General features: G+C 49.5%; 11 protein-coding genes. 3 read left to right on the plus strand and 8 right to left on the minus strand.

Annotated elements, in window-relative coordinates; translation table 11 throughout:
- Positions 1-10 precede the first annotated feature (10 nt).
- Positions 11-823, plus strand: a complete 813-nt coding sequence (locus ACQ4M5_RS37775; RefSeq protein ID WP_430680945.1) for a tetratricopeptide repeat protein — start codon at positions 11-13, stop codon at positions 821-823.
- Positions 824-907: 84 nt separating this feature from the next.
- On the opposite strand, the gene ACQ4M5_RS37780 is transcribed toward ACQ4M5_RS37775, so the two are convergent.
- Together ACQ4M5_RS37780 and ACQ4M5_RS37785 are read right to left on the minus strand one after the other, a co-directional pair.
- Positions 908-1,357 (minus strand): GFA family protein, encoded by a 450-nt coding sequence (locus tag ACQ4M5_RS37780; protein ID WP_430680946.1) that lies wholly within the window; start codon positions 1,355-1,357, stop codon positions 908-910.
- Between the two features lie 255 nt (positions 1,358-1,612).
- Positions 1,613-2,386 carry a TIGR01548 family HAD-type hydrolase gene (locus tag ACQ4M5_RS37785; RefSeq protein WP_430680947.1) on the minus strand — a complete coding sequence of 258 codons (774 nt, stop codon included), beginning with the start codon at positions 2,384-2,386 and terminating at the stop codon, positions 1,613-1,615.
- A gap of 105 nt (positions 2,387-2,491) precedes the next feature.
- Here ACQ4M5_RS37785 and ACQ4M5_RS37790 point away from each other — a divergent pair, with 105 nt between their 5' ends.
- A complete protein-coding gene (locus ACQ4M5_RS37790) occupies positions 2,492-2,791 on the plus strand; it encodes a 30S ribosomal protein PSRP-3 (protein ID WP_430680948.1) in 300 nt (99 codons plus the stop codon).
- Positions 2,792-3,019: 228 nt separating this feature from the next.
- Complete coding sequence (gene glgB, locus ACQ4M5_RS37795; RefSeq protein ID WP_430680949.1) at positions 3,020-5,308, plus strand: 1,4-alpha-glucan branching enzyme; 2,289 nt, start codon at positions 3,020-3,022, stop codon at positions 5,306-5,308.
- Positions 5,309-5,314: 6 nt separating this feature from the next.
- Here the strand turns inward: glgB and ACQ4M5_RS37800 are convergent, their stop codons facing one another.
- The 6 genes from ACQ4M5_RS37800 to rpmB form a co-directional block, all read right to left on the minus strand.
- Positions 5,315-5,902 carry a pilus assembly FimT family protein gene (locus ACQ4M5_RS37800; RefSeq protein WP_430680950.1) on the minus strand — a complete coding sequence of 196 codons (588 nt, stop codon included), beginning with the start codon at positions 5,900-5,902 and terminating at the stop codon, positions 5,315-5,317.
- Between the two features lie 81 nt (positions 5,903-5,983).
- A complete protein-coding gene (locus ACQ4M5_RS37805; protein ID WP_430680951.1) occupies positions 5,984-6,589 on the minus strand; it encodes a pilus assembly FimT family protein in 606 nt (201 codons plus the stop codon).
- A 23-nt stretch (positions 6,590-6,612) separates the two neighbouring features.
- Positions 6,613-7,785, minus strand: a complete 1,173-nt coding sequence (locus ACQ4M5_RS37810; RefSeq protein ID WP_430680952.1) for a prepilin-type N-terminal cleavage/methylation domain-containing protein — start codon at positions 7,783-7,785, stop codon at positions 6,613-6,615.
- Positions 7,785-8,585: a type II secretion system protein gene (locus ACQ4M5_RS37815; RefSeq protein WP_430680953.1), complete on the minus strand. Its 801-nt coding sequence runs from the start codon at positions 8,583-8,585 to the stop codon at positions 7,785-7,787. The genes ACQ4M5_RS37810 and ACQ4M5_RS37815 overlap by 1 nt, the downstream gene beginning before the upstream one ends.
- Before the next feature lies 1 nt (position 8,586).
- Complete coding sequence (gene hpsA, locus ACQ4M5_RS37820; protein WP_430680954.1) at positions 8,587-14,241, minus strand: hormogonium polysaccharide biosynthesis protein HpsA; 5,655 nt, start codon at positions 14,239-14,241, stop codon at positions 8,587-8,589.
- 585 nt (positions 14,242-14,826) lie between these two features.
- Positions 14,827-15,063 carry a 50S ribosomal protein L28 gene (rpmB, locus tag ACQ4M5_RS37825; RefSeq protein ID WP_068385068.1) on the minus strand — a complete coding sequence of 79 codons (237 nt, stop codon included), beginning with the start codon at positions 15,061-15,063 and terminating at the stop codon, positions 14,827-14,829.
- Positions 15,064-15,279 lie beyond the last annotated feature (216 nt).

A 15,279-nucleotide genomic window follows, 5' to 3' on the forward strand; every position in this document is an offset into this window, starting at 1 on the left:
GAGAGGTTTCATGGTTCGCACTCTGTTCAAACTCCTGCTGATTCTTACGATCGCGCTCAGTGTTGCCGCTGTTCCAGTGTGGGCTGACTCGGAAACAACGTCGGTCAAAACCGTTTTCGAGCAGTTAGCAGATCTACGGCAGCAAGCCTTTGATTCGACGAACAAAGGGGACTTTGTGAGTGCCGAAACGTCTTGGACAGAACTGATCAACCTGATGCCCGACAATCCCGCACTCTGGAGCAATCGCGGCAACGCCAAGGTCAGCCAAAACAAACTCGAAAGCGCGATCGAAGATTTCAATAAAGCGATCGAACTCGATCCCACCGCGCCCGATCCCTATCTCAATCGCGGCACGGCACTCGAAGGACTCGGCAAATGGGAAGAAGCGATCGCGGACTACAACAAAGTTCTCGAACTTGATCCCACCGATCCCGCCGCCTACAATAATCGCGGTAATGCCGAAGCTGGACTCGGACAATGGGAACTTGCCGCAAAAGACTTCCTCAAAGCTGCTGATTCTGCCCCCGATTACGCCTTCGCTCGTGCAAACTATGCCCTAGCCCAATACCAACTCGGACAGACCGAGGAAGCCATCCGCACGATGAGAAACCTCGTTCGCAAATATCCCCGATTCGCGGATATGAGAGCCGCGCTAACCGCAGCCCTTTGGGTTCAAGGCAAACAAGGAGAAGCCGAAAGCCAATGGGTTTCGGCGGTCGGATTGGATAAACGGTACAAGGATCTCAACTGGGTGAAAGATGTCCGCCGTTGGCCCCCCACGATAACCAGCGCTCTAGAGAAATTCCTCAGCCTGAAATCCTAAATTCTGAATCGAAATACGATCGCTATTCCACCCGTGAGATCTCATCTTGCGGGTTTTGTTTTTATGCGATCGTCTCTCCCACAATCACTGATTCTGATATCGCTCAAGCAGCACTTCATAATCGATCGGCTGTCCCTCATACTGAAGCAAATTCTCATCGAGCTTAACCCACGGCTGCTTACTCCGAGTCCAAAGATACCCAACAGGATTGAGCCAAGAGGTATCATCAAGCGTTCCTGGTTTGATATTCATCACATCAGGATTGCGATCGCGCTGATGAAACAACCGTGTCCCACAATCCCCACAAAAGAAACACCTCACACTTCGCCCACTCTCCGCCCCACGAGTCCAGTCTTTCGGCTGCCCTTGTAGAATCACCACTGCCTCACGCAGAACTCTCATCGACATTCCAAACGCACTAGACGACTGTTTCTGACACTCTTTGCAGTGACAGACATACAGCGTTAACGGTTCTGCTCGAAGCTCATATCGAATCTGTCCACATTGACATCCTCCTGTGTAGGGCGCAGGCATACGTATCTCCCTAATGATGTTTTCTTGTCGAAAGATAAGCAAATCAGCAAAAAATCGCGCTTGTCGTCACGTCGGCTTTAATTAAGCTTATGAATTGAACCCTGTCGTAACGAGCGGGCAGTTTTTCGTGTAAAAATCGCGCTTGTCGTCACGAACGGGAGGATTTTTGCGTAAAAATCGCGCTTGTCGTCACGAACAGCCTAACGGATCTAACGACAAGCCTCATCTAAGTTAGATCAAGCGCGTTTTTTGCAATTAATTCTCTGTTTTCGTAAGTTGCGTCACAATCTCTGGCGTTAACGCTTGCACGTTATCAAGCACGATCGATGCTCCCGCTTCTTCCAACGTTTCCCGATAAGCCACTTTCCGCGTCTCAGTCTCCTGAACGTGTGGCGGCAACACTCCCACCCCAATCCACGATCGCTCTGGCTGAATCTCCCTCGCTTGCACGATCGTATACATATCCGCCACCGTATCCCCGACATAAATCACCGCTGGTTCCGCCGCTCCCAACCGTTCCAACGTCAGAAACAACCCCCTCGGATCAGGCTTTCCCGGCGCATCTTCCATCGCAATCAACACCGGAGCCTCTAACCCGATCCGTTTCTCCAACACATACCGAGCCGATCCCTGAGTCGCCCCGCTAAAGAACCCCCACCGAATCCCCGCTGCGGTCAATCCATCCAGATAAGCTTTATCCAACAGCAACGGTTCTTGGCAAATATAACCATTCCAATGAATCGGATCAGTCCCCCGATAGCGCGACTGAAAGAACTGAACGATCGTGGAATATTCCAGATTTAATCGATCGCGCTTTTCTCCTTGCGCCTCAAAATACCGATAAATCAACTCCTGCGACGCTTCCCAATCGTTATTCCAAACCCCTTCACCCTTCAGCCCATCAATCTCCTGCGACGAAGGACGATACTGCCCTGCCGTGAAATGCTCCACCGTATCCGCCAGCGCCCGACGATACGACCCACCCACATCGCGCACGACCCCATCAATATCAAACACCACAGCTACCACGGTACATTTCCCCACTTTTCAGCAAATTCCATCATCTACCGAAACAGTGCGGTAGAATAGCTGATCGTAATATTTCAAGCTTGGGACTGCGCTGGAGGTTAGGATTTGACGAAGTTTATTCTAAAAGTACTGTGGCTCGATGAGAACGTTGCGCTGGCAGTGGATCAGGTTGTGGGCAAGGGAACTAGCCCGCTGACCTCATATTTCTTTTGGCCCCGCAACGATGCCTGGGAACAACTCAAGACCGAATTAGAGAAAAAGCATTGGATCTCAGAAGTCGATCGTGTGGAATTGCTCAACAAAGCCACCGAAGTGATCAACTACTGGCAAGAAGAAGGCAAAAGCCGTCCAATGGCAGAAGCGCAAGCGAAGTTTCCCGAAGTTACGTTCACGGGTAGCGCCTGATCTGTTTAATCTCAACTTAACGGAACTCCCGATCGACGATCGTGCGATTGGGAGTTCTTTTATTTGAAACTGCGCTAAATGTCCCAATTCTGTCTATGATGCACAAAAGCGGTATCGACAAAAGAATTGAGACTTTTACAATGATTTGCTACGGTTTATGACAGAACTTTTACATTTAACGTTCCGACTCTAAATTTATTACACAACCCATTTAAGGTAGGTAGCTTCATGTCGATGACGATCGCCCCAGACCAGATTGAGCGGATTGTAGGCAACCAACACCATGACCCGTTTGAAGTGCTTGGACCCCACTCGATCGAGCAAGATGGCAAAACAGTCTGGGTCGTCCGAGCGTATCAGCCTGAAGCCGATGCCGTCTCCGTCATCCTGCCCGAATCGCGTTCCGAGTACCCGATGCGATCGCTGCATCACCCCCACTTCTTTGAATGCACGATCGACATTCCCGAACTCGCCAACTACCAACTCCGCATCAAACGCGGCGACCACGATCGCGTCATCTACGACCCCTACGCCTTCCAGTCCCCCATCCTGACCGACTTTGACCTCCATCTCTTCACCGAGGGCAACCATCACAGAATTTACGAAAAACTCGGCGCACACCTCACCACCCAAAACGGTGTCTCCGGCGTTTACTTCGCAGTCTGGGCACCCAACGCCCGAAACGTCTCAGTTCTCGGTGACTTCAATCTCTGGGACGGACGACAACACCAAATGCGCCGCCGACCCACCGGAGTGTGGGAACTCTTCATCCCCGAACTCGGCATCGGAACCCACTACAAATACGAAATCAAAAACCACGCCGGACACATCTACGAAAAATCCGACCCCTACGGTTTCCAGCAAGAAGCTCGACCCAAAACTGCCTCGATCGTCACCGATCTCAACGACTACACCTGGAACGATCAAGACTGGCTCGAAAAACGCCGCCACACCGACCAATTAACTCAACCCATTTCCGTTTACGAAGTCCATCTCGGCTCTTGGCTCCATGCCTCTTCTGCCGAACCCGCCAAGCTACCCAACGGCGAAACCTCTCCTCCTGTCCTCGTCTCCGAACTCAAACCCGGAGCGCGTTTCCTCACCTACCGAGAACTCGCCGAAAAACTAATTCCCTACGTCAAAGAACTCGGCTTCACCCATATTGAACTGTTACCGATCGCAGAACATCCCTTCGACGGTTCCTGGGGCTATCAAGTCGTCGGTCACTACGCCTGCACGTCTCGCTATGGCACTCCCCAAGACTTCATGTACTTCGTCGATCAATGCCACCTCAACGGCATTGGTGTGATCGTAGACTGGGTTCCCGGACACTTCCCCAAAGACGGTCACGGACTCGCTTTCTTCGATGGCACTCACCTCTACGAACACGCCGATCCCCGCAAAGGCGAACACAAAGAATGGGGCACACTCGTCTTCAACTACGGACGCAACGAAGTCCGCAACTACCTCGTTGCCAACGCCTTATTCTGGTTCGACAAATACCACATTGACGGAATCCGCGTCGATGCAGTCGCTTCCATGCTCTACCTCGATTACTGCCGCAAAGACGGAGAATGGGTCACTAACCAATACGGCGGACGAGAGAACATCGAAGCAGCCGATTTCCTCCGCCAGATGAACCATCTTGTGTTCAGCTACTTTCCTGGATCGTTGTCGATCGCTGAAGAATCCACGTCTTGGCCAATGGTTTCCTGGCCCACCTACGTTGGCGGCTTAGGCTTCAACCTCAAATGGAACATGGGCTGGATGCACGACATGTTGGACTACTTCCACATGGACCCCTGGTTCCGCCAATTCCACCAAAACAATCTCACTTTCAGCATCTGGTATCACCACAGCGAAAACTTCATGCTGGCACTCTCCCATGATGAAGTGGTTCACGGCAAAAGCAACATGATCGGCAAAATGCCCGGAGACGAATGGCAAAAATTCGCCAATCTCCGCTGCTTATACGGCTACATGTTTGCCCACCCCGGCAAAAAGACTCTCTTCATGAGTATGGAGTTCGGACAGTGGAACGAATGGAATGTCTGGGGCGATCTCGACTGGCATCTCCTCCAATACGAACCTCACCAAAAACTAAAACAATTCCTCACGGTTCTCAACTCGCTCTACCAAACCGAACCCTCCCTATACGCTCAAGATTTCACTGAGGAAGGCTTTGAATGGATCGACTGTAGCGACAATCGCCACAGCGTTGTTTCGTTTATCCGCCGCGACAAAGGTTCAGACAATTTCATCGTTGCTGTCTGTAATTTCACACCCCAACCTCACAGCCACTATCGTGTAGGCGTTCCCGAAGCTGGCTTTTACACCGAATTGCTCAACAGCGATGCCCGCGACTTTGGTGGCAGTAATATGGGAAATCTCGGTGGTAAATGGACCGACGAATGGGCATACCACAACCATTCCTATTCGATCGACCTCTGCCTCCCTCCGCTATCAACTTTGATCTTCAAGCTTGATCGCAAAAAAACTCAAACGGCGAAGCGATGAAACCAATTATTCACAAGGATTGTTTTGCTGGTTAGGTTTATTTTCCCCTTCTCGAATCGTGCCAAGAAGGTTGGACACAATCGCACAGCGTTTCGTCCCACCACCTGACGTAGAGCCAAAAGTCACCTTTCCTAGCTGACCGTTGGTTCCTCCTCGATTATTAAACTGAACCCGATAAACACCATCTCTTCTCGCCATCGTGCTATCTGATTCCAACAATTTCACACCCTCATTCAGGTTCTGCCAGTTTTGCTTCAGTGGGTCTGCACCAACCGGATAGACTGCCCACTGAGCCTGCTGTCCCTGTTGGCGAAAACCTACTTCATAGTTAATATGCTGCTGTTTAGCACGAGTTTTGGCATCATTGAGAGCGCTCACAGCTGCATTTCTTGCTGCATTTAAGCGCTGGCTGTTCAGGTGTGCTTGCCAAGTTGGAGCCGCGATCGCAGCCAGAACACTCATTAAGACTACAGCGCTAATCGCTTCTAAAAGCGTGAATCCTTCAGGCTTGCTCTGATGGGATCTGAGTAAAAGGGCGCGAATGACTTTTGATCGCTCTCGCTCCATCCAAATTTTGCATCTACTGTCGTTCATGAACCTAAGCTAATCATCGAGGAATATGACCAATCTCCCACTCCGGAGTTTGGTGCAGATTTCCATCTTACTCAAATCAGCCTACACTCGATTAAGCGGACACCCATCATTTTCACTCGCTGTCTTATCTGCACCCTCTCTAGTAGCACCCAAAATCGTTTCGACCGCAACACAGCGTCTTGGATTTGAACTGGAAGTTGCTCCGATCGTGATTGTGTAAGGCAACTGATTCGGTAAAGACCTAAGAACCACGCTTCCATAAGAGTCAAAAATTAGGAGCGGCGGGCTATTCGGATCACTGCCTTGATCAACTGACAGACGAATGGTATTAGGCTGAATGCTCCCATCTCCCAGACGTTCCCAGTTACGAATGTCTGCGATGGCAATTCTAGTACTGGAAGAAGGATTATCTGGTGCGGGCACGATTGCATATCGCGGCTGATTGTTGTTGTTATCAAAGACGATCGCACGACTCGATTTTGTGCGTTGTGCTTCGGATTGAGCCGTTCGGATTGCCTGAGCGACTTGATTCCGAGCCGATCCTACTCGTTGCTGATTGATAAATGCAACCCAGTTTGGAGCCGCGATCGCAAACAAAATGCCAATCAGCACTACGGTGACTAGAACTTCAATCAACGTAAATCCGCTTGCGACAGCGTGTGAATTAAAAGAGTTTTGCCTTTTCATAATTTCGGATAGAGTGTAAGGCATTATTGAGTTTTGTTCGTCACACCGCGAGTGAGCACGCGAGTTTCCAAGGAAAGCGGCACTCTAGGTCGATCAGCAGGTGAGTTTGGAATGCCAGGTCTGCCCGCTGCATCACCATGAATCCGAATCACAACCTCCTGATTGAGATCGCCCTCTCGCTCTGCTCCTCTAACATAGACATAAAATCCTCGTGGTGGATCGTCTGTTGCTGAACTCGCATTTGCTGGAGTTAGGACGAGTCCCGCTAAATCCGAGGGTCGCCCTTGGGTCACTCCAGTACCGGACTGATCATACATTCCTCTCCAATCTACAAAATCAGTCAGGGGAGTATTAACAATACTTCCCCCTATGTCCTCTCTTCTACTCACTCCCTGCAATGATTCCAGCGCTGTTGCAGTTAGAGAAGCTCGGTCAACAGGCCAAGCCAAAAAGCCCGTCTCTTTTCCCGTTGACGTTCTTCCTTTTGGATCGACCCATCCAGCAGTCACAGTAGGTGCAGTAGGAGTTGTCCCAGTCGAAATACTTCCAGCAGTAAATTGAGGAAGTTCGTATCGCATGATTCTAGCCCGTCCTCGGTTAACGGCTCCCGTCGTTGATCGATTTAATGAATAGACCACGAGAGTATACATACGACCAGAAAGACATGGGATACCACTAATGGCAACAGGCAGTGGGGGGGGTTGAGTATAGGCATTGCGATTATTAAAGCAAACCTGCCTCAGTGCATCTGGAAGTGGATCAATGCGCCAGAAAGCTAGGACTGGCAGATTTGTCAACGTATTGCCATTTGAGAATCCAGCCCCGCTAGTTCCGGTGATTGATGGTGGCAAGTAATTTCTTAGCCCAGGACATCTTGAGCTATTCGCTCCTGTCGGTCGATCGAGAAGACAGGTCGCATCATAGACATAGACTGCCTCACGAACATCTCGCGCAATATAGTCGATCGCAGCCTGTAAATCTCTTTGTGTATCACTTCGGGCAGCTTCACGTAAGTTCGCCTGAATAAGCTGCACCACCATGAAAAGGAGTCCAGCCGAAATTAGCCCACCCACAATCAACGCAACAAGCAGTTCTACAAGTGTAAACCCACTTGCTTTTGAGGAAAGACGGAGCCTTGAGTTCCGTTTCAACAATGACTTGATCATGTTTTCGTTTGCATAAAGTTGTACAGACATTAACAAGCCCCAGTCTGACTAGATGTTGCTGGACAAAGCTTTCGATAGAGGTCTAGGTTCTGACCATCATTACTACGCACAATTGTGGAATACAAAACCGCCAAGGGACGATTAAGCTGGTTGCCTAATCCACTGGTTCCCCGCAAAGCAGCAGGTTGTGTGCCGCCCCGACTTGCAACCAATTCAGGTCTTGCAACAGCCGAATACACCCGAACTCCCATCACAAACCCTGAAAGCGTCTGGTTAGCAGCACGGGTAAATGGATTGCCATTCTGGTCGAGTCCTTGACTCCGAAATGTTTGCAGTAGATAGTCAGCAACACAATCCCCGTTCGTGTCAATTCCTACAAAGATATTAGTGTTGGCTGGAGGAAAGGAAGCTGTCGCACTACAACTTCGTGTCGACAGCACACCATCTGGGGTCGTAGGAGTATTTGGCGCAGGGACACTGCTTCTAACGTTAGTTGTCGCAGTAACTTCAGGAGGAAGAGAAGCGAGTAAAGTCGTTGTCTCACCACGATCGACGATCGTGCGAACGCGATCAATCTCACCCTGTGCAAGTTTCAAAGCTTGCTCTGCACGTTGTGTTTGCACCCGTGATGCTACTGCCCAAAAGATCGGCGGAGTGATGCTCACCATTGTGATGGAGATGATGACAATTGCCAGCAATCCTTCGATTAAGGTCAAACCTTGGTCTGAACCTCGATCGCACGACATTCTCTGAATTAACCTGAGCAATAGCGTACTCTGCCTGGAAGAAGGTGACTGTTGCTTCATCTGCTTCATCAAGTAAAGAACCATTTTAGCTTCCTCCCCTTCTCGGACAGTTGGTATTCAGACTGAGCGCCGTCTTCGCCGCTTCACAGAGGTTCGCGATGTAAGGATCGTTAGCAGGAGGTTCGACGTAGTATTCACTCCGGTTCTTACTTGCCGTCACAAAACGAGCAGCGGCTGGACTCGCTGGACTGTATTGCAGAGCGACATCATAACCCCATCGGCGAGCAGGTGGGTCATAGTAGATGATGTTTTCCTGAGCTGGGTCAGTCTGTCGCGGAGATGAATTTGCCCCAGGTTCTAGATCCTCAAGTTCAAATGGAGCCGTTGCATAGTTGGTATAACTCAGTTGAATGAACGAACCCAGGAAGTTTAGAGGGATTGGATTGTTGTTGTCAATTTCCCACCGCTCAATAAATCGTGGGAAGTTATGCAAGCCACCATATCCTTGTTGGGGACGGGATGGACTAATTCCACTCACAATAATTGAGTTGACTCGTGTTGCTAAAGACCGCACAAGAGTCTCAAACCGATGATCCACGTTACCAAATGAAGCATTAACACCATTAGTGATGTTAGTACCGTAGTTGTAGTAGACGCGGGGAGTTGCTGCACTCTGACGAAGCGCAATGTTGTAGGGAATGGGTGGTAAAGGCTCACTTCGCGCTGCATCTCCAACCGCAGTTGTAGTATCTCTAGGACGAACAACTAGGGGATGACCAGAGCGTGAGATCTTTACAGGAGCCGTCATATCTACCCAGTGACCTGTAGCAATCCCGAAATTAGCTGTATCTAAAGTATCTGGACGACGGTTTGCAACTGCATCATATCGAGAATTTTCTCGAACCCAGTCCCATCCACTTCTAGTTCCCGCAGTTTTAGTGTTCAGGGATCTAGCAGGGCGATTCTGATTGTGGAAAGAGGTGTAATTTGTTGTTCTATTTGGAATTCCAGCACAGCCTGGATCGAAGAGACCTTCAGCAGGATTGTGATAATAACTGCGGTTACTAGAAGCGCCTCTAATATTAGGATCGCCTGTGTCTGTTGCGACAGTAAGCACGTCTGCGTCAGGAACTGGATAGCGACTGGTTGCAGTTGTCCCTAAACCTTGTGTGATTTCAGTACCCCGATATTGGAGAAACGTGTCCGCGATCGAACCATCACAAAAACCGTTAGACAAGATTGTGATACTGTCTGCAAGGATCTCCGAAGGTCGCCAGCGATCTCGCTCTGGTTTAGCAAAGTCAAGGTTAGTATCACTACGAGTGTAGAAGTTGCTGTAATTGTCTGCAAGTGGGGTTCTAAATTCCTCCAAAATCGTACCCATCGTGTCATCATTTCCATCCTGGTGAAGGTTGAAATTTCCTTGGATGTAGACAGGTTGATCAGTAAAGAAGGATAGTCCTTTGCTGTTATCGGCTTCGTTGATGAAACCGCTGGTTCCTTGGAAACTGCGATTTCGCATGAGTTGAACACCATTGCGGAGGCGGAAACCATGAAGACGGCGTTCAGGATCAGGATAGGGATCGATCGCTTTTGTCGAGATTCCGTTCTGCCCAGCACTGAGCGTTGTAGCAGTCGAGTTTGCAGGTCTAACCCTTGGATCAGTCGGATTCGCTGGGTTTTGGATATTAGTCTCGCAATTTGTCACTGAAGCCGCACAAGTAGGTCTAGAAATGGCATCTTCTCGAACAGCATCTTCTCGAAAGGCGTAGACGATTCCACTCATGGGAAGCCAAACATCATTTGTAGCTCCCAATCTCGTGCTGCGTAGCATTCCCAGATCAATATCTAGAGTGCGTACCAGCATTAGCTGTCGTCCATCAAAGAACGCTCGATCGAGAAATGGTACAGCGATCGGTGTGAGGTCGTCCTTCAGAATCAAGTTGGGCGAGAAATTTGCTTTGTCGTTGGTGTGAACACTTCCAGCCGAATCAGAAGTAGAAGTTCTGAACCCTCTGCCAGCGGTTGTTATATCGTAGGCTTTTGGTTCGTTGAGATAGGGCAGTTTCCATTGGTTCAGAGGTCGAGGCGTGAGCGCAATGCTGCTGACTGAGAGATCTGCAACAGGAAAGACAGCGTTGGAACTCGGTCTTCGGCTCAACTCGTCGTAAGCAGCCTTAGCGGTCGGGTCTGATGGAGCAGGGAATACGGGACTTGGATAGCCTGCTCGTCCTGCTGCTCGTGTTGTGTCGATTCGTTCAAACCGAGCATTGATTAATCCAATGTAGTTATCTTGATTTGGATCGCCAGCAACGTAACGTGCGGTGTAAGGCTCATTATCAGGCTGTTCATGGTCAAAGCCGTCTACACTTGCAGCAGCACCTCTGTAACCATGATCTACTTCTGGAAACAGGTAGTAGAGAGCAGGGAATTTAGGCAACACTTGATTTCCAGAGGCATCGAGTGTACCGCAAAGCCGTGAAAGTGCAAGACGATATTGGGATAAAGCGACTCCAAAACCATTAACATTAGGCTGTTGAGGTCTAGGGAAAATCTCGAAATAATCATTAGGGTTAGCAGGGAGAGGAACGGCAGTTAAACTATTGGAGCTAAGGACAGTTGAAGCTCTAGAGATAGTAGGCTCAGCAAAAGAACCCGCCATATTCGTTGAGAGTACTGCATCTCCCTGTGTTCCTGGGGTGAACACAAACTGGTCGGGATCACACGCGGTTGCCATAGACACAGGGTTAAGCACACCTGCTGGAAAAACAGCATACCGACCAAAACTAGGAGATGGTTTAAAGCCATAGGTACGATCGCGGCGGATTTGATGGTGGAGCATGATCGTCTCCGCCAATCGAATCTCCTCAATAAAGTTAGGGTCATCTGGCTTCAGCCCGCCTCCAGCCTGAGATAACAAATACTGTCTCAATGCGGCAATGAAAGCTTCAGGAGGAACTCTTTCATAGTCTTCCGGACGATATCTGGAGCTATCAGGGGTTGCTGTAGCAGCACTGTAGTTGTAAGTCCTCAGTTGCTCTTTCGGTAAAACTTCTGGGTTCACTGTTCTTCCAGATGTTTCAACCGGATTATTTACCCCATCCATCAGTGCCCACAGATCGCGACCTAGTTTTGCCATCAACCGTCTTTTATTTGCTCCGCTACCTCCCAGGTCTTTATCGTTTGGAGCATTAGTTCCACTGATCGCACTGGGATCGAATTTTTGAATGCGATCGACGTTGTAAGCCAACATTCCCAACGTGCAGGCAGCAGTTTGAAGATAAGTTTTGTCTGCAACACTCAGGGTGCTGAACGATGCACCAGACCGTTCAAGACTACTCAATGCACGTTTCAGGTTGGAATAGTTCCCCCACATTGAAAGGGCTGGGAAAGGGTGAATGACTGTATCGTTTGGCGTGGGTGGAAATGCTCCGCTCTTGAGTGTGCCATTGATACTTTGATGATCGCCTGCAAAATTGGCGAGATTTTTCAGCGCTTTACGTAATGGGCTGGTAGCATCATTTATCTGCCGCTCGAAGTCTAAATAGGTTCCTGCTGGAGGCTCAAACTCCCAGCCATTTGTACCCGTACCTGTGAAGAAGTTAGTTAACAGAGAGGTAGAGTTGATCGTTCCAGCGCTATTTGTTCCTGAGAACTCGAATGGACGGAAAGTAATCGCTTGTCGTAGTGTCCAGAGTGTGCCAGGGTGCGAAGTCGTAGCAAGACACGCGATCGGATAATCTTTCTGGTCATCCGCAGACGCATGATAGACTGCTGTACTCTGAACCGCAGAGAGGTTATCTCTCAGAGTTCGGCGCTGGAGATCAACGTGAGACAGACGCTCTGTTGCCGAAGCGGTGGGATAAGGTTTGACTGTTGGGGGATAAAGGGGATCGCCTTCATACTCGTAGGTGTCTTGGTCAAGCGACGAGGCGGCAGTGCCAGAGTAGCCAACATAATTATCTGTGGCGCTGCTTCTAGTTGGAGCATACCAGGTAAAGAGATTGCCGAGTTCTAGGCGTTGACCCACAAGTAGTCTCAATCCTCTGACTCGTGCACGTCGCTCCCAGTAGCCATCTAAGCCGACACCCGCAGCCTCGGTATCTTCTGGCGGAACGTTATTGTTGATTAGTTCGGTACTGCTCGAAGGAATCGGTTTGCCGAAGTCGGCAGTAGGAACAGTTCCCCCCTCTTTATCGCTGTACTTAGGTTTCGGTCCCCACAAATCATCTGCACGATACAAGTCATCCACATACGGAGCAGGTGCAGGATTTACGTCAATTCGCTGTGGACGACTCTGATTCTTACCAAATGCTTGCAGTTCTCGGTTTGCAGTATCTAAGTTAGCGCCTCGGTTGTTGCGATCGCTGTTTGCTGCGGTTCCGATACGTGGAACAGTTGTGTAACCGTTTTCCAGCAAAATCGTTTCTGGGTCGATTGTGATTGCAAATGGATTGGAGGCAGCACTGGAGTCGTTGTCTGGAGTCAGATTGACGGTCGAAGGAGTACTGCCATGGAGATCGATGACAGCACTGTGCTTATCTGACTCTGCATTCTGATTTTTTACATTTCCCGCTGCGACCAGACCGAGTAAGTTTGTCGTTGCAGTGCCGCGATCGATATTTGTGACCGTAATCTCGGAATTGGAAGGGGGCGGATACAAACATGAGCTTGTGGAGCTAATCAAGTAGGCTCTAACATTTTTGTCACCGAGGATTAAGCTGCCTTCGGTGTGCATAGCTCCATTCCAGTTGAAGGAGCGACCTGGATAGATTTCTAGATCGTGGCGGAACCAAGCTCCCCATTTGTTGCCTCGATCGATCTGGCGGTCTTGAGTGAATTCCAGAGTTGCTTTCGTGCCATTTGGACTACCAGGAATCACCAGTGCATCGACCTGGAAGTTTTTTCTTAAGATTGCAGTTGAATTTTTGTCTTCAAACCAGCCCTCTGGACCTGAATTGCCACCAGCGGCGTTTGTTGCACAGCCTAAAGCACCATCCACACTCAGTGGAGCTTGTCTGACCCATCTATTATTGGCTTTGTCTTCCTCACTGAGAGCCAACAGTCTTGTTGCAATCGACTGTGCTGGGGTGTTGTTAGCGCGATTCGCTGCGGTTGGACGTGGAGTATTGAGCACGATCGAGTAGACAACCGTGGAATCTTGATTGTCGATCGAGCCGTTGCCGTTTGTGTCGGTGCGGAAATACCAAGCGTTGTCATTTCTGGGATTGCCATCTTTGTTGAGGTCAACCCGGCTCTCGTCTGGAAATGTGTAGGCATCGGTTTGATTGCCCTGTGCATCTTTATAAGGCAGTTGTGCAAAGGTTCCACCACTCCGAGTTGCACCGTTGTTGAGCAGCATCGCTTCTAGGATGTCTTGTGACGGGACACCACTGGGTAAGCGAGTATCTTTGGTGGGATCGAATAGGAATTCTAGTTTAGAGCGAGCGCGATCGATGGCAGGGGTGGCAGCGTTGTAGATTACTCGCTGTTGCGCTTCGCCAATCACTTGGATGTTTCGGTTGTACGCTCGGAAGGTGAGTGCGCCGACCGTCAGCACTACGACCAAAATCAGCAGAACTGTGGTCGGCAAGATGAAGCCTGCGGTTGAGAGTTTGCCGCGACGTTGATAGAACAGCGCATAGCGAAGAACCCTGGTGACAAAGGATTTTTTGATCTTGCGGTAGAGTCTTCCGAGTTTTTGGAAGAAGCCCTGGATTGAGAGTTTGCGATTTGACATAGCTGCTGAGTTGGCAGAAACAAAAGTGACGATCGTGCGAGATTCGATCGGAAGGGGATTCACGATCGCAAAGGAGCATTCGCAGGGGCAACTAATGATAAATCGACGAAACCTATTACTAGATATCGTCCGATCTTTGCCCGTGGAATGGTCAAGATAGAGATTCTGAAGTTCATCAAAACTCTATCTTCGCTGGGTTGCTTCTTCTACTGTCTTCACGATTGAAGGCAGGGTCATCCGAGAAGACACGCGCTTGTGATCGGGAGGAGTCAGAAAATGACTCGGTAAGATACGGAAGACGCGATCTGATCTCAGGGGTTTCTGGGAAAGTTACGGCTTCGTCAAGAATTTGAGGGTTTGGAACCGAGAAAATCTGGAGAAGGTGTAATGCAGGTATATTGCCCATCTGGGAGAAGAACACGATCAAGGATGGAAATTTTTGTTGAGATAAACAAAACTGGGGTGAAGCTGTTAGATGGCTTACCCCAGTTTTATAAAGTGTAGACAGCCTGCCGAACCACCTAAGCGATCGGAGAATCAATTCTTGCAGTGTGAAAACGCTGTCTACTGAATTGTGAACGGAAGTTAGAGGCGGCTGAGATCGATGCCTGCTTCTTTCGCAAAAGCTTCAAGGCTCTTGTGCTCTAAGGTTTTGATCGCTTTGGTCGAGAGACGCAGTTTGACAAAGCGTTTGCCACCTTCCCACCAAATGCGCTTGACTTGGAGGTTGACTTCCTGGAGTTTCTTGGTGCGGCGGTGCGAGTGAGACACTGCCATTGCATTATTGGCTTTCTTGCCCGTGAGTTGACATCGACGTGCCATGAGTTGATCTCCGATTCTGTAGATTAGGATTTGTCACAGTCCTCTATTATATGCAATCGAGGACTTTTGGCAAAATATTGGTTAGCTGAGCAGCAATTCTCATTATGACTTTTGACTATCCAAAGCCATGAGAACGCGGTAGGGTAAAAGAGTCAAAAGCCCCTTCAGTGAGTCGAAAACGTTGACCCCGACCCGCAAGTTTGACGGCATCATTGG

It is taken from the genome of Leptolyngbya sp. AN10, from assembly GCF_050565645.1.
Lineage (GTDB): Bacteria > Cyanobacteriota > Cyanobacteriia > Leptolyngbyales > Leptolyngbyaceae > Leptolyngbya.